The sequence below is a fragment of the Streptomyces sp. HUAS ZL42 genome, from assembly GCF_040782645.1.
Classification (GTDB): domain Bacteria; phylum Actinomycetota; class Actinomycetes; order Streptomycetales; family Streptomycetaceae; genus Streptomyces.
In genome coordinates this window covers 1890627-1907517 of the sequence record NZ_CP160403.1, presented here as the reverse complement: position 1 = coordinate 1907517, position 16891 = coordinate 1890627, and the positions used below count along the sequence as shown (strand labels likewise).

14 protein-coding genes are annotated in these 16891 nt (G+C 69.9%); 6 read left to right on the top strand and 8 right to left on the bottom strand.

Features of this window, described 5'->3' with window-relative positions:
* The first annotated feature begins 7 nt into the window (after positions 1-7).
* Both ABZO29_RS08905 and ABZO29_RS08900 read left to right on the top strand, forming a co-directional pair.
* A complete protein-coding gene (locus ABZO29_RS08905; RefSeq protein ID WP_367319604.1) occupies positions 8-1867 on the top strand; it encodes a 2-oxoacid:acceptor oxidoreductase subunit alpha in 1860 nt (619 codons plus the stop codon).
* Positions 1857-2789 carry a 2-oxoacid:ferredoxin oxidoreductase subunit beta gene (locus ABZO29_RS08900; RefSeq protein ID WP_367319603.1) on the top strand — a complete coding sequence of 311 codons (933 nt, stop codon included), beginning with the start codon at positions 1857-1859 and terminating at the stop codon, positions 2787-2789. The genes ABZO29_RS08905 and ABZO29_RS08900 overlap by 11 nt, the downstream gene beginning before the upstream one ends.
* Positions 2790-2841: 52 nt before the next feature.
* Here ABZO29_RS08900 and ABZO29_RS08895 read toward each other — a convergent pair whose 3' ends face one another.
* Both ABZO29_RS08895 and ABZO29_RS08890 read right to left on the bottom strand, forming a co-directional pair.
* Positions 2842-3243 (bottom strand): DUF427 domain-containing protein, encoded by a 402-nt coding sequence (locus ABZO29_RS08895; RefSeq protein WP_367319602.1) that lies wholly within the window; start codon positions 3241-3243, stop codon positions 2842-2844.
* Positions 3244-3257: 14 nt separating this feature from the next.
* Positions 3258-4130 (bottom strand): aldo/keto reductase, encoded by an 873-nt coding sequence (locus tag ABZO29_RS08890; protein WP_367319601.1) that lies wholly within the window; start codon positions 4128-4130, stop codon positions 3258-3260.
* Positions 4131-4232: 102 nt separating this feature from the next.
* Here ABZO29_RS08890 and ABZO29_RS08885 point away from each other — a divergent pair, with 102 nt between their 5' ends.
* Positions 4233-5027 carry a TetR/AcrR family transcriptional regulator gene (locus ABZO29_RS08885; RefSeq protein ID WP_367319600.1) on the top strand — a complete coding sequence of 265 codons (795 nt, stop codon included), beginning with the start codon at positions 4233-4235 and terminating at the stop codon, positions 5025-5027.
* A 61-nt stretch (positions 5028-5088) separates the two neighbouring features.
* Here the strand turns inward: ABZO29_RS08885 and ABZO29_RS08880 are convergent, their stop codons facing one another.
* Both ABZO29_RS08880 and ABZO29_RS08875 read right to left on the bottom strand, forming a co-directional pair.
* Entirely contained in the window at positions 5089-6792 is a 1704-nt protein-coding gene (locus ABZO29_RS08880) for an acyl-CoA dehydrogenase family protein (protein ID WP_367319599.1), read from the bottom strand.
* Positions 6789-8075: a cytochrome P450 gene (locus ABZO29_RS08875; protein ID WP_367319598.1), complete on the bottom strand. Its 1287-nt coding sequence runs from the start codon at positions 8073-8075 to the stop codon at positions 6789-6791. Before ABZO29_RS08875 ends, ABZO29_RS08880 begins: the two co-directional genes overlap by 4 nt.
* A 207-nt stretch (positions 8076-8282) precedes the next feature.
* On the opposite strand from ABZO29_RS08875, the gene ABZO29_RS08870 reads away from it, so the two are divergent.
* Together ABZO29_RS08870 and ABZO29_RS08865 are read left to right on the top strand one after the other, a co-directional pair.
* Positions 8283-9557: a cytochrome P450 gene (locus ABZO29_RS08870; protein WP_367319597.1), complete on the top strand. Its 1275-nt coding sequence runs from the start codon at positions 8283-8285 to the stop codon at positions 9555-9557.
* 280 nt (positions 9558-9837) lie between these two features.
* A complete protein-coding gene (locus ABZO29_RS08865) occupies positions 9838-11265 on the top strand; it encodes an MFS transporter (RefSeq protein WP_367319596.1) in 1428 nt (475 codons plus the stop codon).
* 179 nt (positions 11266-11444) lie between these two features.
* Here the strand turns inward: ABZO29_RS08865 and egtD are convergent, their stop codons facing one another.
* Genes egtD through egtA form a run of 4 tightly spaced genes read right to left on the bottom strand, consistent with a single transcriptional unit; the run spans position 11445 to position 15776 of the window.
* On the bottom strand, positions 11445-12407 hold the full coding sequence (egtD, locus tag ABZO29_RS08860; RefSeq protein WP_367319595.1) for an L-histidine N(alpha)-methyltransferase: 963 nt from the start codon (positions 12405-12407) through the stop codon (positions 11445-11447).
* Positions 12404-13159 carry an ergothioneine biosynthesis protein EgtC gene (gene egtC / locus ABZO29_RS08855; protein WP_367319594.1) on the bottom strand — a complete coding sequence of 252 codons (756 nt, stop codon included), beginning with the start codon at positions 13157-13159 and terminating at the stop codon, positions 12404-12406. The genes egtD and egtC overlap by 4 nt, the downstream gene beginning before the upstream one ends.
* Positions 13159-14508, bottom strand: coding sequence for an ergothioneine biosynthesis protein EgtB (gene egtB, locus ABZO29_RS08850; RefSeq protein WP_367319593.1), 1350 nt, complete (start codon positions 14506-14508; stop codon positions 13159-13161). The genes egtC and egtB overlap by 1 nt, the downstream gene beginning before the upstream one ends.
* Entirely contained in the window at positions 14505-15776 is a 1272-nt protein-coding gene (gene egtA / locus ABZO29_RS08845) for an ergothioneine biosynthesis glutamate--cysteine ligase EgtA (protein ID WP_367319592.1), read from the bottom strand. The genes egtB and egtA overlap by 4 nt, the downstream gene beginning before the upstream one ends.
* Positions 15777-16046: 270 nt before the next feature.
* On the opposite strand from egtA, the gene ABZO29_RS08840 reads away from it, so the two are divergent.
* Positions 16047-16823 carry a thioesterase II family protein gene (locus ABZO29_RS08840; RefSeq protein ID WP_367326083.1) on the top strand — a complete coding sequence of 259 codons (777 nt, stop codon included), beginning with the start codon at positions 16047-16049 and terminating at the stop codon, positions 16821-16823.
* The last annotated feature ends 68 nt before the right edge of the window (positions 16824-16891 follow it).

Here is a 16891-nt window from a genome sequence, read left to right as displayed (position 1 = left end):
TGTGGCAGTGAGCAAGGAAGTGCGGCGCCTGGACCGGGTGATCATCCGGTTCGCGGGGGACTCGGGTGACGGTATGCAGCTCACCGGTGACCGGTTCACCTCGGAGACCGCGTCTTTCGGCAACGACCTTTCGACCCTGCCGAACTTTCCCGCGGAGATCCGTGCGCCTGCGGGGACTTTGCCGGGTGTGTCGTCATTCCAGTTGCATTTCGCCGATCACGACATCCTGACTCCGGGCGATGCGCCCAATGTGCTGGTCGCGATGAACCCGGCCGCGTTGAAGGCCAACATCGGTGACCTGCCGCGCGGCGCCGAGATCATCGTGAACACGGACGAGTTCACCAAGCGTGCCCTGCAGAAGGTGGGCTATGACGGCTCGCCGCTGGAGGACGGCTCGCTGGACGGCTACAAACTCCATCCGGTGCCGCTGACCACGCTCACGGTCGAGGCGCTGAAGGAGTTCGACCTCTCTCGCAAGGAGGCCGAGCGCAGCAAGAACATGTTCGCCCTCGGCCTGCTGAGCTGGATGTACCACCGGCCCACCGAGGGCACCGAGAAGTTCCTGCGGACCAAGTTCGCGAAGAAGCCCGAGATCGCGGCCGCCAACATCGCCGCGTTCCGGGCGGGCGTGAACTTCGGCGAGACGACAGAGGACTTCGCGGTCTCCTACGAGGTCGCGCCGGCGACCGAGACCTTCCCGGCCGGCACCTACCGCAACATCACCGGCAACCTCGCCCTCGCCTACAGCCTGATCACCGCGTCCAAGCAGGCGGATCTGCCGCTGTTCCTGGGCTCGTATCCCATCACGCCAGCCTCGGACATCCTGCACGAGCTGAGCCGGCACAAGAACTTCGGGGTGCGGACCTTCCAGGCGGAGGACGAGATCGCGGGGATCGGGGCGGCGCTGGGCGCGGCGTTCGGTGGTTCGCTGGCGGTGACGACGACGTCGGGGCCGGGTGTGGCGCTGAAGTCGGAGACCATCGGTCTGGCGGTCTCCCTGGAGCTGCCGCTGCTGATCGTGGACATCCAGCGCGGCGGCCCGTCCACCGGTCTGCCGACCAAGACCGAGCAGGCGGACCTGCTGCAGGCGATGTTCGGCCGCAACGGCGAGGCCCCGGTCCCGATCATCGCGCCGAAGACCCCGGGCGACTGCTTCGACGCGGCCCTGGAGGCGGCCCGGATCGCGCTGACCTACCGCACCCCGGTCTTCCTGCTCTCCGACGGCTATCTGGCCAACGGCTCCGAGCCGTGGCGGATCCCGGACCTGGAGGAGCTGCCGGACCTGCGCGTGCAGTTCGCGTCGGGCCCGAACCACACGCTGGAGGACGGCACCGAGGTCTTCTGGCCGTACAAGCGGGACCCGCAGACGCTGGCCCGCCCGTGGGCCGTTCCGGGCACGCCGGGTCTGGAGCACCGGATCGGCGGCATCGAGAAGCAGGACGGCACGGGCAACATCTCCTACGACCCGGCCAACCACGAGTTCATGGTCCGCACCCGCCAGGCCAAGATCGACGGCATCGAGGTCCCGGACATCGAGGTCGACGACCCGCACGGGGCGCAGACACTGGTGCTGGGCTGGGGCTCGACGTACGGGCCGATCACGGCCGCGGTACGGCGGCTGCGCAAGGCCGGCGAGTCGATCGCCCAAGCCCATCTGCGCCACCTCAACCCCTTCCCGCGCAATCTCGGAGCGGTGGTCACGTCGTACGACAAGGTGGTGATCCCCGAGATGAACCTCGGGCAGCTCGCCACCCTGATCCGGTCGAGATACCTGGTCGACGCCCACTCCTACAACCAGGTCAACGGCATGCCGTTCAAGGCGGAACATCTCGCCGACGCACTTCGGGAGATCCACCATGAAGACTGAACTTGCGTTGTCCGTCAAGGACTTCAAGTCCGACCAGGAGGTGCGCTGGTGCCCGGGCTGCGGTGACTACGCCATCCTCGCCGCCGTCCAGGGGTTCATGCCGGAACTGGGCCTGGCTCGAGAGAACATTGTCTTCGTCTCCGGCATCGGCTGCTCCTCCCGCTTCCCGTACTACATGAACACCTACGGGATGCACTCCATCCACGGCCGCGCCCCCGCGATCGCCACCGGCCTGGCGACCTCCCGCCGCGACCTGGGCGTATGGGTGGTCACCGGCGACGGCGACGCCCTGTCCATCGGCGGCAACCACCTGATCCACGCCCTGCGCCGCAACGTCAACGTCAAGATCCTGCTGTTCAACAACCGGATCTACGGCCTGACCAAGGGCCAGTACAGCCCGACCTCCGAGGTCGGCAAGATCACCAAGTCGACGCCGATGGGCTCGCTTGACGCACCGTTCAACCCGGTGTCGCTGGCGATCGGCGCGGAAGCGTCCTTCGTGGCACGCACGATCGACTCCGACCGCAAACACCTCACCGAGGTGCTCCGGCAGGCCGCCGACCACCCCGGCACCGCCCTGGTCGAGATCTACCAGAACTGCAACATCTTCAACGACGGCGCCTTCGACTCTCTCAAGGACCCCGCCACCCGCGACAGCGCCCTGCTCCGTCTGGAACAGGGCCGGCCCTACCGGCTCGCCCCAGACGGCGAGGAGATCGTCCACGACGCCCACGACCCGGACCCCACCCGCGCCTTCGCTCTCTCCCGTCTGCACCACCCGACCCCCATCGGGGTGTTCCGGGACGTCGAACGGACGGTCTACGACACCCTCATGGCCGACCAGCTCGACACCGCCGTCGAACTGTACGGCAAGGGCGACCTGGCCGCCCTGCTCGCCGGCGGGGACACCTGGACCGTGTAGGCGCCGAGGAGACGGACAGGGCGAGGGGGGCGCGAAGTCCCCCTCGCCCCGTTCACATGGCCGGGGCCTCCGGAGGTGCGCCGGTCACCTCGATCTCGGCGAGATCGTCGTAGAACGACATGTACCCCTTGATCTCGGGGACCGCGTCGATCGGATCGACGTAGGACCACGCCACGTCCGGGTGGCCCTGCGCCGTTCCGTCGGTCCCCTCGTCCCCGAGGAACGACCAGTACGAGGCCTCACCCTTGTAGGGACAGGTGGTGCGGGTGTCCGAGGGTTCGAAGAGCGTCAGGTCCACGTCCTCCGGAGGAAGGTAGTAGCGCACCGGCAGTCCGGTCTCGTAGACCAGCACGGGCCGGTCCGACGAGGAGACCGGACGGCCGTCGATGCGCACCCTCACCGCCTGTGTACCGCGGACGGCCACCACGCGGTGGCCGGGCTGTTCTGTGGGCATGGGATTCTCCGGTCTCAGCAGGCGTCGGTGATGGCCTGGTAGGCGGCGTCGGACAGCTGGATCGAGGTGCTCCGGACGTTCTCCTCCAGGTGCTCGACCGACGAGGTGCCGGGAATCGGGAGCAGGGCCGGCGAGTGGCGCAGCAGCCAGGCGAGGGCGAGCTGTGCCGGGGTGGCGTCGTGGTCCTGGAGCACCGCCTCCAGCGGGCTGCCGGGCCCGGCCAGCTGCCCCATGGCGAGGGGGAACCAGGGGATGAAGACGAGGCCGTGCTGCTCGGCGTAGCGCAGCACGTCCTCCGACTTGCGCTCCGCCAGGTTGTAGAGGTTCTGCACCGAGACGATCGAGGCGATCGCCCTGGCCTTCTCCAGCTCCTCCACCGTCACCTCGGACAGCCCGATGTGCCGGACCTTGCCTTCCTTGCGGAGTTCGGCCAGCTCGCCGACCTGGTCCTCCAGTGGCACCGCGGGGTCGATGCGGTGCAACTGGAGCAGGTCGATGGTCTCCAGGCCGAGGTGACGCAGGTTCAGCTCGGTCTGCTGGCGCAGGTATTCGGGGCGTCCCACCGGGCGCCAGTCGTCGGGGCCGGGGCGGGTGAGACCGACCTTGGTGGCGATGACCAGATCGTCGGCGTAGGGGTGCAGCGCCTCCCTGATGATCCGGTCGCTGCTGAACGGGCCGTAGGCGTCGGCCGTGTCGATGAAGTTCACGCCCAGCTCCACGGCGCGACGGACCACACGGACCGCTTCGTCGGGGTCGGTCGGCTCGCCCCAGAAGCCGGGGCCGGTGAGTCGCATGGCCCCGTAACCCAGCCGGTTGACGGTCAGATCATCCCCCAGCCGGAGGGTGCCGCCTGCGGCGGCGGGGGCGTTGGTGAGACCAGTGCTCATCGGCGTAAGCCTTTCAGCAGGACTGTCGTGGACAGTCGTGGCAAAATGCAAGCGATCGCTCGCTGAACAGCGTTCACTAACTACACTGAGCGTGTCAATTGAATGCTGTCAAAAATCAGAGTGGACCACTTATGTTTCAACACTGCTAAGATGCAGAGCATGGGACAGGTGACTCAGAGCCGGAGGACGCGTCTTCGCGAGGCCACGACGGCGGAAATCAAAGCCACAGCTCTCAAGCACATGGCCTCCAGTGGGACAGCCGCGATCTCACTGCGTGCCATCGCCCGTGACATGGGGATGACTGCCGGTGCGATCTACAGCTACTTCGACACCCGGGACAACCTCGTCAGCGTGCTGATCGCAGACGTCTACAGCAGCCTCGCCTCCGCCCTGGAGGCCGCCATCAAGGAGTGCCCCAAGGACGACGCGGCCGCGCAGGTGATGTCGTTCGGCCAGGCCTACCGCAACTGGGCCGTCACCAACCCGGAGGAGTTCCGGCTGGTGTACGGCGACGCGGTGCCCGACTACCAGCCGCCGGTGGGCGGTGCGGCGGCGGAGGCGGAGCACCGCTCCTGCGCGGTGCTCACCGGGATCGTCGCCGCCGCCTGGCCCAAGGCCCAGCACCTGTACATCGGCAGTGACCACACCTGGTCGGACTTCGCCTCCGAGTTCGCCGAGCTGATCCGCCAGTCGTTCCCCGATCTGCCGCCGGCGGCGGTGGCCCTCTCGCTGCGGGTCTGGGGCCGCATGCACGGCCTTGTCTCCCTCGAGGTCTACGGCCACCTGAACCCTCAGGTGCGCGACCCGGAGAAGCTGTACCGCGCCGAACTGGCCGACCTGTCCAGGTCGTTGGGGCACGTCGCGGTCGGCGACCCCCAGGGCGTCGTCGCGGGCTGAGCCGCCGGACGGCCGGGGCCGCGGCGCCCGCGCGACGCGCCCCCGGCCGTTCCGCGTGTGGTCAGGCCTCGTTGCGGAGCCGGGTCAGCCCTTCGGCCAGCCAACGGGTGCTGATCCCGGCGTAGTCGGGTTCCGTGACCATGCCGAGCCGTCGCCAGTGGTCGGCGAGACGATGCCGGGCCGAGGTGCAGTACACGTCCGCGAGCCGCTGACCGTCCTGCTCGCCGTCGTCGCCGGACTGCTCGGTCCCGGCCCTGGCGAGGACCGCGTACATCGCGAACAGTTCCGCCGCGACACGGCCGAGCAGGATCACTGTGTGCTCCTGTTCGAAGAGATCCTCCTGCCGGGGATGGCTGCGGGTCAGTTCACGGCAGACCTCGTGGAACCGCAGCACCTGCTCCCGTACCGCTGCCAGATGAGCCGCGTTCGCCCCGGACAGGCGGTCCTCGTCCGTGTGTTCCGCACCGAGTTCGCGGGCGAGGGCCCCGGACTCGTCCTCGGCCCTCGTGGCGAACCAGGTCAGCAGGCGTCGAGCGGCCTGGCTGTCCAGCTGGAAGTCCACGTTGCCGGCGATGCGCAGTCCCCGGGCGTCCCTGAGCCTGCGCTCCAGTGGCACGGGGACCGCACCGCGTCGCAGCTTGCTCGGCAGCGTCTCGATGCCCTCCGCGCCGTACAGCGAGACCGTCCGGTCCACGATCCGCCAGCAGGTCCGCACCGCCAGGTTCTTGGCCGTCAGCCTCTCGAACCAGCGCTCCTCCGGCCCCGAGCCGAGGAGACTCCACTGGGCGACGCTCTCCATGGCGTACACCTCGGCCAGGGTCTCGCCGAGCATCCGCTGGATCTCGTCGTACTCGCTCAGCGCCCGGCCGTTGATCCTGCGCCGGGTGACGAACTCGCCCGACCAGCGACGGCACAGCTTGGCGATGGCCACAGCCGGAGCCGCGGTGAAGTACAGCTGGCCGATGAGGACGGCCGAGGCCATCCGGTCGGGGAAACGTGCGTCCTCCGGATCGCTCCGCACCACGTACTCGGCCGGCACCTCCAGGCCGTCGAAGCGCAGTGCTCCGTTGGGCAGGCCCCGGCTGCCCGTGAACTCGATGCACGAGGTCACCTCGAAGCCGGCGGCGGACGTGTCCACGAAGCAGATGCACAACCTCCGCCCGTCCTCGGTGTGTTCGGTCGCCGCGACCGGCAGCAGGTTCGCCACCGGACCGTGACCCGTGAACACCTTCTCGCCCCTGAGGACGTAGACCGAGCCGTCGGCGGACCGGGTGGCGGTCGTGCCGGGCCAGGCGTTGTTCTGGCCGGCGGGCTCGGTCAGTCCGAAGCCCGAGACCGCTCCGTCGGCGAGTTGCTTGGCGACGAACTCCCGCAGCGAACCCGGCGGCAGCGCGGGAAGCAGCGCGGGTGCTCCGACGCCCGCCTGGATCGCCAGCATCTGGCCCGCAGGCATGCAGTAGTCGGCGGCGTGCTCGATGGCACGGAAGGCGTTGTACGCGGACAGGTCCAGGCCGCCGATCTCCATGCCCAGGCGCAGCTTCAGGTACCCGCTCGCGCGCAGGTCGTCGAGGAACCCCTCCGGCAGCGTGCCGGTGAGGTCCACCTGGTCGGGGTCGAGCCGGTCGCGCAGGAACGCCGTCAGCCCGGCCACGGCCGCGTCGCCCTCCGCCCGGTCCGAGGCGCTCTGCACCGGGTACCGGAACAGGTCCCGGCTGAGCCGTCCCGAGTACAGGGCATCGACGAAGCTCAGGGCCGCGGTGGTCACGCGTCCTCCGCGGGGACCAGCTCCACGGGAACGTCGAGCAGCACGGTGTGCTTGTTGTTGGGCGCCCACGTCTCCGGTGCCGTCAGCCGGATCTCCTCGACCCGGTCGAGCAGAGCCTCCAGCGCCAGCTGGATCTCGAGCCGGCCGAAGGCGTCGCCGAGGCAGTAGTGCACGCCGTGACCGAAGGAGAGGTGCGGATTGGGGTCGCGCCGGATGTCGAAGCGGTCCGGGTCCGGGAACACCGCCTCGTCGCGATTGGCGGCGGGCCACCAGAGCGTCACCTTCTCGCCGGCCCGCATGCGCCGACCGTGCAGTTCCACATCCCGGGTGAGGGTGCGCCGGTTGTAGGGATTCGCCGGAAGCCAGCGCAGGACTTCCTCGACCGCGGTGGGCAGCAGCGACCGGTCCTTCCGCAGCTCCCGCCACTGGTCGGGATTCCGGGCGAAAGCCAGCAGGCCGCCGGCGATGGTGTTGCGGGGCTGCTCGAAACCGCTGACCAGCATCACGCTCGCATTGGCCTCCCGCTCCATTTCGGTGAGGGGCGGCTGACCGGATTCCAGGGGCAGTTCCCCGCTCGCGAGCACCGTGCCCAGGTCGTCGGCCGGGTGCGCGCGTTTCGTTTCGAGCAGTGTGGTGAAGTAACCGCGCAGGCTCGCGTAAACGGCCCGCGACTCGTCGTCCACCTTTCCGGTCCTGCGGTGGGTGAAACCGAGGACCGTGTGCACCCATTCGGTGAGCGTCTGCCAGTCCTCGCGCTCCACGCCGAGCAGCAGCGCCACGGAACGCAGCGAGAAGGGCTCCGAGAAGTCGTCCACGAGGTTGCCGGTACCGCGCCCGACCAGATCGTCGGCGAGGGCGGCGGCGACGGCCCGCAGTTCGGGCTCCAGCGCGGACACCGCCCGGCCGACGGCCGGGCCGAGCAGATGCTTGAAGACCTCGTGCCGGGGGTTGTCCATCATGGCGAGCACGGTGCCCGTGAGGCCGCCGCCGAAAGGCAGGTCCTCCAGGTGGGAGCCGCCTCCGGCCCGGCCGCCGCCGCCCTGCGAGGAGAAGACCGGGTCCACCGACGCGGCCGAGATGTCGGCATGCCGGGTCAGCACCCAGAAACCCTCGCCGTCCGGCAGCGTGCCGGCAGGGTGGTACAGCGCGGGTGCTTCACGCCGGAGCCTGGCGAACAGGTCGTACGGAATTCCCTCGGCAAATCTTGAATGATCTGTCAGGTCGAATCCGCCCAGGACCTCCGGGTATTCCGTGACCGTTCCCGTGCGGCTTTCCTTTTCCATACGGAACCTCATGTCAACGATTGCCAAATGCGATATCCTGCGAATTTCCTGGCGAAGCTATCGGCAGGTCACCCCTACTGCCAACCCCAGATTTCACCAGGGCACCCCCTAACGCTCAGGCTCCGTGAGAGGGGTTGGCCATAGGGGGTGAGAGTCAGTAGTTTCCGGATCCTAGGAAAACGACTCTCAGGGAAGTGGGATGTGGATATGAGCGAGGCGGCGACGGCAAAAATTCCCGATGTCATCACGTACAACCCGGAAGTCGCTCGGCAGACGCTTCCCTTCGATCCGTTCGACCCTGATTTCCATGCCGATCCGTTTCCGCACTACCGGAAGATCCGGGAGCAGTCCGGCTCGGCCTTCCGCACCACGGGCGGGGTCGTGGCCGTGTTCGGCTACGAGGAGGCCGCGGCGGTCATGAAGGACCACCGGTTCGGCTGGGGGGTCAACCCGATGGTGGCCGACCAGTTCGTGGAGAACCCCGCGAGCGGCGAGTCCGGTCGCATCCTCATGTTCATGGACCCGCCGGACCACACGCGAATTCGCGGTCTGGTGTCCAAGGCGTTCACGCCGAAGATGATGAACCTGCTTCGCCCGAAGGCCGCGCAGTACGCACGGGAGCTGCTGGCCAAGGCGGTCGAGGAGAGCCCCGACGGCCGTGTGGACCTGCAGGAGGTGCTGTCCCGTCCGCTGCCGGCCAAGGTCCTCAACGACATGATGGACATCCCCGAGCACTACCACCCGCTCTTCTTCGCCAACACGATGGAGAGCGGCCGGGGCCTCGACCCGGGCTTCACGCTCACCGAGGACCAGAAGGCCGGCCGCAACGCCGCCCGTGACGTCTTCATCAACGCGGGCATCGAGCTGGTCGCCGCCCGGCGCGCCGAGCCGGGCGATGACCTGATCAGCGAACTGACCAGGGCCGAGCAGGAGGGCGACCGGCTGTCCGAGTGGGAGCTGGCCATGCTCCTGATGAACCTGCTGGCTGCGGGCTTCGGCGCGACGGCCGCCCTGATCGGCAACCAGGTGTACAACCTGCTGAGTTATCCGGAGCAGGTGGAGTGGCTGCGCTCGCACCCGGACCACGTGCCCTCGGCGGTCGAGGAACTGCTGCGCTACGACAGCACCCTGGCCATGGTGACGCGGACGGCTCTGGAGGACGCCGACGTGGCCGGCATCCCGGTGCGGGCCGGCGAGTACGTCGTCGTGATGATGGCCGCCGCCAACCGTGACCCTGCCGCCTTCGACGACCCCGAGCGGCTAGACGTCAGCCGTACCCAGAGCCGCAACCTCGGTTTCGGGCACGGCATTCACTTCTGTGTCGCCGCTCCGGTCGCGCGCATGATCGCGCAGGAGGCGCTGGCCGCCCTCCTCGAGTACGACATGCGCCTCGACGACGAGCCGGTCGAGCGGTGGCCCGGCGTCTCCCTTCGGGTGATCGGCAAGCTGCCGATCGTCATCGCCCCCTCCGTCTCCGCCTGATCCCCCCTCAAGTGCTCGGCCCCGGACCGCGCTTGCGGACCGGGGCCGAGCGCCGTTCGCTTGACACTCAACGGCGTGTCAGTAGTATCTCCAGTGCTAACTCTGAACACCGCTCAGCAATCGAACGACATGCAGTGAACGGTCTGCCGCTCTCCTTCTTGCATGCGCTCACTCACCGCTCAACCCCCCGTTTCGCCGGCCGACCCGCGGCCGGGACGATCCTTTGCAGAAGGGCTCACATCCAGTGGAACGTTCCGTAAGTTCGCATCAGCGATCGGGCTTGAGGCTCGCGCTCCTGGCGTTGGCCCAGTTCATCATCGCCGTCGACTACAACATCGTCTTCGTGGCGCTGCCGGACATCGGGAAGGCCCTGGACTTCTCGCCGCAGACCTTGCAGTGGGTCGTCAGCTCCTACGCGGTCGCCTTCGGCGGCTTCCTGCTCTTCGGCGGTCGCGCCGCCGACCGTCTGGGCGCCCGACGCGTCTTCGTCACCGCGCTTGTTCTCTTCGGCGTCTCGGCCCTGGTCGGCGGCCTCGCCGGCTCGGCGGAGGTACTGGTCGCGGCCCGCGCCGTGCAGGGTCTGGGCGGTGCGCTGCTCTTCCCGTCGACGCTCACCCTGATCGTCACCAGCTTCGAGGAGGGACCGGCCCGTAACCGGGCCCTCGCGGTCTGGGGTGCCACCGGCAGCGGCGGTCTCGCCGCAGGTGCGCTGCTCGGCGGTGTGCTCACCCAGAGCCTCGGCTGGGAGTGGGTCTTCTTCTTCATGGTGCCGCTGGCCGCCGTCGCGCTGCTCGGCGTGCCCAGCCTGCTCGCTCCCGACGCCCCGCGCACCGGCCCCCGCCAGGGCTTCGACGTCCCAGGCGCCCTGGTGGTCACCATCGGTGCCACGCTCGTGGTCTTCGGTCTGGTCAGCGGCCCGGAGTCCGGCTGGACCACCCCCCGCGTTCTCGGCTCGCTGATCGTCGGTCTGCTGCTGATCGCCTCGTTCTTCGCCATCGAGGCCAAGACCAGCGCCCCGCTGGCGCCGCTGCGGATGTTCGGCAACCGCAGCCTCATCACCTCGATGATGGTGGCGTTCCTGCACATGAGTGCCCTGAGCGGCGGCTACTACCTGTTCACCACCTACATCCAGAACATCCTCGACTACAACGCCCTGGAGGCCGGCCTGGCCTTCCTGCCGCTGGGTGTGCTGGCGATGCTGGCCGGCGGCAAGATCGCCGCCGCCATGCTGAACAAGACGGGTCTGCGCGGGACGCTCTCGCTCGGAATGCTCATCTACGGCATCGGCATGGGCGCCATGGCGCTCGGCATGGTCACCGGCGGCAGCTATTGGGCGGTGCTGCCCGGAGTCGCCATCTACGGCTTCGGCGGCGGTCTCGCCTTCACCTCGATCTTCGCCACCGCCGGTGCCGGGGTAGACCCGGCCGAGCAGGGCGTGGCCTCGGCGCTCGCCTCCACCGCCCAGCAGATCGGTGCCGCCGTCGGTCTGGCCGTCATCCTGGTCATCGCCAACTCCGGCCTGGACCTGTCCGCCGGTGCGCCGGCCCCGAGTGACGCCGACGTCGTCGACGGTCTTCGCACGGCCGGCTGGGTCACCGCGGCGGCCGCGCTGCTCGGTGCCCTGGCCGCCCTGAACCTGAAGAAGGCTCCCGCCCAGCAGCCGGCCGTCCCGGCTGCGGAGGAGGCCGAGGCGCCCGTCTCCCGCTGACGCGGCGACCACACCACGAGGTGCCGCCCCGGATACCTCGTCACCGACTCGGGACCTGTGGCCGGGAATCCCCCGTACCGGCCGCGGGTCCCGACCCCTTTCCGCTCGTGTGCCACTGGAAGGGCCGCTCCCGCCTGCGACGCAGGCGGGAGCGGCCCTGTGGTCGTCGTGTCGGGACGTCAGCCGCGCACGGCCAGCGACAGCGCGAAGCGCCCGGCGCTGTCGGTCCACCACCGCCGCATGTCCAGACCGACGGCGGCGAGTTCCCTGCGGACCCCCTCCTGCCGGAACTTGGCCGAGATCTCGGTGCGGATGTCGTCACCAGTCTCGAAGTGCAGCACGAGATCGAGCGACGGGATCTTGGCCGTCAGCTGCCGACGGGCCCTCAGCCGCATCTCGATCCACTCGTTCTCCGCGTCCCAGAGCGCGACGTGGTCGAACGCGGACGCGTCGAAGTCGGCGCCCAGCTCCCGGTTGAGGACACCGAGCACGTTCTTGTTGAACTCCGCCGTGACGCCGGCCGCGTCGTCGTACGCCAGGACGAGCACATCCGGGTCCTTGACCAGGTCGGTGCCCAGCAGGAAGGTGTCACCGGGGGAGAGCATGCCGGCGACGGCGCGCAGGAACTCGGCCCGCTCCGCCGGGGCGAGATTGCCGATGGTGCTGCCGAGGAACGCCACCAGGCGCGGCCCCGGAACAGGGGGAAGCCGCAGTCCGTGCTGGAAGTCGGCGACGAGTGCGTGGACGTGCAGAGCGGGGCGTTCGTGCAGCAGCCGGAGGCCGGCCTGCTCCAGGGCGCTCTGACTGACGTCGACCGGGATGTAGGTGTCCAGGCCGGTGAGCGCCGCCAGCAGATGCCGGGTCTTCTCCGAGGAGCCGGAGCCCAGCTCGACCAGGGTGCGGGCACCGGTGGCGGCGGCGATGTCGGCGGCCCGGTCCACGAGGATCTCGCGTTCGGCACGGGTGGGGTAGTACTCGGGGAGCCCGGTGATCTCCTCGAACAGTTCGCTGCCCCGTGCGTCGTAGAGCCACTTGGGGGGCAGGTGCCGGGGATTGCTGCCCAGGCCTTCCAGCACGTCGGCGCGCAGAGCGCCGTCGCGTGCGGTGGCGGGGAGCGTACGGGTCACGGTGAACGAGCTCACGAAAAGGATTCCTCAAGGGGAGTGACGAGAACTTCGGTAGGGGTGGCGCGCAGCAGCGAGCGGTCGGGGGCCTCGGCCCACGCGGGGTGGTCGTCGTAGGGTTCCGAGGCGACGACGACCCCGGCTCCGGGGCGGAGCCGGTACCAGAGGGTGTCGCCCCAGGCCGTAGCGGCGAGGCAACGGCCGTTCGTCAGCAGAAAGTTGAGACGCGCCGGAGGGGCCGCCGCCGACAGGGCGGCCACCGTGCCCGCCAACGCCCGGGACATCTCCTCGCCGGCCCGCAGCCGGCGCGCGATCAGCGTCCAGACGAAGGCGGAGTCGTTGTGCGCCTCCATGCCGAGGAGTTCCTCCGCCGGCAGGGCCGAGGCCAGGGACGCCACCGAGGCGGGCCACCCGGGCAGTGCCCCGTTGTGACTGAACAGCCAGCGGTCCCGGACGAAGGGCGCGGCCGCCGCCTCGCCCTCCGGCCCCGGCCGTGTGGCATCGCGGACCGCGGCGAGCAGTGCCCCGGTGCGCACCAGCCGTGCCAGGTCGGCGAACGACGGGTCGGCCCAGATCGGTCCGGAACGCCGGTAGCGCCCCGGTACCGGGTCGCCGTCCGCATACCAGCCGACGCCGAAGCCGTCGGCGTTCACGGTGCCGTGCCGCTGGTGCCGGGGCGCCCACGACTGGCGTACCAGCCCGTGCTCCGGGGAGAGCAGCAGATCGCCGATGGGCAGGGGGTCACCCACATAGCCGAGGTGACGGCACATCAGCCCTCCTCGGCGTCTCGGGCGGTGCGGAAGCCGGAGAAGATCTGCCGCCGGATCGGGTAGTCCCAGTTGCGGAAGGTGCCGCGGCAGGCGACCGGGTCGACCGCGAACGAGCCACCGCGCAGCACCTTGTGGTCGGAGCCGAAGAACACCTCGGAGTACTCCCGGTAGGGGAAGGCGGCGAACCCCGGGTAGGGCAGGAAGTCGCTCGCCGTCCACTCCCACACGTCCCCGATGAGCTGCCGTACCCCGAGCGGTGAGACTCCCTCCGGATAGCTGCCCACCGGTGCCGGGCGCAGATGGCGCTGGCCCAGGTTGGCGTGCCGGTCCGACGGGTCGGCGTCGCCCCAGGGGTAGCGCCTCGATCGGCCGGTCGCCGGATCGTGCCGTGCCGCCTTCTCCCACTCCTCCTCCGTGGGCAGGCGCCGCCCGGCCCACCGGGCGTAGGCGTCGGCCTCGTACCAGCTGACGTGCAGGACGGGTTCGCCCGCGGGCACCGGTTCGGTCACGCCGAACCGTCGACGCACCCACTGACCCGCCTCCCGCTGCCAGAACAGCGGGGCGAACAGCTGGTGGCGGCGGACGTACGACCAGCCGTCGGGGGCCCACCAGCGCGGCTCCGTGTAACCGCCGTCCTCGATGAAACGCAGGTACGCGCCGTTGCTGACGGGCGTGGTGTCGATGTGGAAGGACGGAACGTGCCGCACGTGCGCGGGCCGTTCGTTGTCCAGGGCCCAGGGTTCGACGTCCGTCCCCATGCGGAACGGACCGCCGGGAACCAGCACTTCCGCGGGCAGCGCCGACGCGTCGGCGGGCGCCGGCGGGGGAGCGGGGGCCGACAGGGCGGGGGCGCCCCGTCGCAACTGGTGCGTGATGAGCATCGTCTCGTCGTGCTGCTGCTCGTGCTGGGCGACCATGCCGAAGGCGAACCCGGCCTCGGCGAGCGGCCCGCCACCGCTCAGCGGCATCTCCGCCACCACGTCCAGCACCCGCGCGCGGACGTCGCCGACGTAACGGCGCGCCTCGGCCGGCGGCAGCAGCGGCAGTGAGGGCCGCTCCGCCCGGGGATGCTCGAAGGCGTCGTAGACCGAGTCGATGTCCGGGCGCAGCGCCTCCCTCCCGCCGAGCGTGCGCAGCAGCCACTGCTCCTCCTGGTTGCCGATGTGGGCCAGATCCCACACCAGCGGCGACATGAGGGGCGAGTGCTGCGCGGTGAGTTCGGGGTCCGCCACGCAGGAGGTGAGCAGCTCGGTGCGGTCACGCGCCGTCGTGAGCGCCGTGACCGCGCGCTGCCGCAGCGCCTCCGGGGAGACGTCCCCGCCGGTCTCCTGCGGAACGCGAAGGGTCATGAACCGATGTCCTTCCTCGGGACGGTGTCGAGCAGGTCGTCGGCGGGGCAGCGGCCCTGGGACACGTAGCGGTCGACGAAGGAGACGACAGCCGAGCGCACCGCCGCGGACGCGCCCCTGCGGGCCAGGGCCTCACCGGCCGCGGCGAAACAGGCGACGGCGGCATCGCGGAGCGGTGGGTGGGCCGGACCGTGGCGGGCGGCGGCCCGCCACAGCGGATGGCGCGGGGCACGCTCCGGGGTGCCCGCGTCGCCGACGAGCGGCTGGAGGGCGCGCAGGGCGAGGCCGGCGGCCGTCGGATCGTCCAGGAGCGCGGTGGTCACGGCGAGGGGCACGATCCATCCGTCTTCGCCCGGCTGCGCGTCGATCATGCGCAGTTCGAGGTGACCACGCGGGCGGACCGGCGGGAACAGCGTGGTGAGGTGGTACCGCAGATCGTCCTCCGTGGCGGGTCTGGTACCCCGGCCGCGGACCCAGTCCCGAAACGTCAGTCCCCGGGGGGCGGTCCAGTCAGCGCCGTCGGTCCTGACGCACAGCACCGGCGCGTCCAAGGCGTAGGAGGCCCAGGCGGTACGGGGGTCCGCGGCGGGCGCGGGGGCGAGGGTGCGCGCGGGGTCGAGCGAGGCCCAGACGCGCTGACGGGTGGACTTCCACCCGGTGGGCCTTCCCCCGGCGAGCGGGGAATTGGCGAAGGCCGCCACCAGCACGGGTCCCAGGAGATGAGCCAGCCGCCAGCGGAACCGGTAGCCGTGCGGTCCGTCCGTGTCGTCTCCGCTGTCCACGCACACCTGCACGGAGGCGGTGCTGCACATCATGGAGCGTCCCGCGGACCCGAACCTGTCGAAATAGGTCTCCATCGCCGCGTAGCGAGGTTCGGTCAGTACGCGACGCGGCGCGCGCCACAGATCGTGCCCGTGACCTGTGAGCACGAGTCCGTGGCCCTTCAGCACGCCTCGCACCAGGGCGAGATCACTGTCCACGACCGCGATGCAGTCGTCCAGCGAGGGGGAGGGCGGAGAGCTGAGTTCGAGCTGACCGCCGGGTTCTGTCGTCACCGTGGAGCGGAGGGGAAGGACACGCACCTCGGCGACAGCCGGGGCGAGCCTTTCGGGACCCACGGGACAGAGCGGGTCGTCGGGGTCGTGCAGTAACCATTCGAGTTCCACGCCGGTACGCCGCGGGGGACCGTTCTTGAAGCAGATTCCCTGAATCAGCTCCTCGGCCTCCACCTCTTTTATCGGGCGCGCACGTTCTCGCTCGTTTCTCACGGGTACGCAGTTTCCTTCCTGCCGATCCCCGGCCATCCGGAAGCCGGCCGTCACGATGGCAGATACGCCCTCAACCCTCACCCGGCCGACGCGACCGGGACAAGCACTCACGGACCGATCTGGGGGCGTCGAATACCGGAATAGGGGCTGCTTTCAGGGGTGGGAACAGGGGTTGCGTACAAGCTGACGGGTCGGATCGATATTCCGGTCCCAGCCTGCGGGTAGGGGTTCCGGACCGCTTTGGGACCGTCCTACGCTGCGTCCGTGAACATGCCGACTGAGAACACGAGCGACTGGCTGCGCCGATTCACTCCGCTTTCGGGCAGCTCGGCGACACTGGTCTGCTTTCCGCACGCAGGAGGTGCGGCGAGCTTGTTCGTCCCGCTTTCCCGGGTGCTCGCTCCCGAGGTGGAAGTTGTTGCGGTCCAGTACCCGGGCCGCCAGGACAGGCGCCAGGATCCCCCGGCCGAGAGCATCGAGGAGTTGGCGGACGCGGTGTTCGGGGCGCTCGGCCCCGAACTGCCGCGTGACTGCGCGTTCTTCGGCCACAGCATGGGCGCGGTCGTCGCCTTCGAGGTGGCCCGCCGCTACGAGTGGCGGCCGGACACGGCCGGACCGGTACGGCTCTTCGCGTCGGCCCGCCGGGCACCCTCCCTGCGCCGGGACGACGGGGTCCATCTGCGCGGTGACGCCGGGATCATCGCGGAGCTGCGGCGTCTGAGCGGCACCGACCAGGCCCTCCTCGCGGACGAGGAGCTGATGGCCATGCTCCTACCCGCGCTGCGGGCCGACTACAGGGCGATCGAGACGTATCGCCTCGCACCGCAGGACGCCCGGATCGGCTGCCCGATCACCGTGCTGGTCGGCGACGCCGATCCGGTCGCCACGATCGAGGACGCGACGGCGTGGCGGGCCCATTCCACGAGCGACGTCGACGTGCGCGTCCTTCCGGGCGGCCACTTCTACCTCGACGGACAGTCCGACGCGGTGGCCCGCGAGATCCGCGGGGCTCTCACGCCCTTCCCCGCCGGCCCCGGCCGAGCCTGAACGGCGCTTCGGTGCGGGCCTGGAGCGGCAGGCTCCAGGCCCGCACCGCCACCGGCGTACGGCGAAGG

Excerpts from the sequence above, each read along its gene's own strand:
- ABZO29_RS08895 (WP_367319602.1), bottom strand. The coding sequence starts at position 3,243 with ATGCCCACAGAACAGCCCGGCCACCGCGTGGTGGCCGTCCGCGGTACA.
- egtB (WP_367319593.1), bottom strand. The coding sequence starts at position 14,508 with ATGACCCTTCGCGTTCCGCAGGAGACCGGCGGGGACGTCTCCCCGGAG.
- ABZO29_RS08900 (WP_367319603.1), top strand. The coding sequence starts at position 1,857 with ATGAAGACTGAACTTGCGTTGTCCGTCAAGGACTTCAAGTCCGACCAG.
- ABZO29_RS08885 (WP_367319600.1), top strand. The coding sequence starts at position 4,233 with ATGCTGTCAAAAATCAGAGTGGACCACTTATGTTTCAACACTGCTAAG.
- ABZO29_RS08890 (WP_367319601.1), bottom strand. The coding sequence starts at position 4,130 with ATGAGCACTGGTCTCACCAACGCCCCCGCCGCCGCAGGCGGCACCCTC.
- ABZO29_RS08840 (WP_367326083.1), top strand. The coding sequence starts at position 16,047 with ATGCCGACTGAGAACACGAGCGACTGGCTGCGCCGATTCACTCCGCTT.
- egtC (WP_367319594.1), bottom strand. The coding sequence starts at position 13,159 with ATGTGCCGTCACCTCGGCTATGTGGGTGACCCCCTGCCCATCGGCGAT.
- ABZO29_RS08875 (WP_367319598.1), bottom strand. The coding sequence starts at position 8,075 with ATGGAAAAGGAAAGCCGCACGGGAACGGTCACGGAATACCCGGAGGTC.
- ABZO29_RS08870 (WP_367319597.1), top strand. The coding sequence starts at position 8,283 with ATGAGCGAGGCGGCGACGGCAAAAATTCCCGATGTCATCACGTACAAC.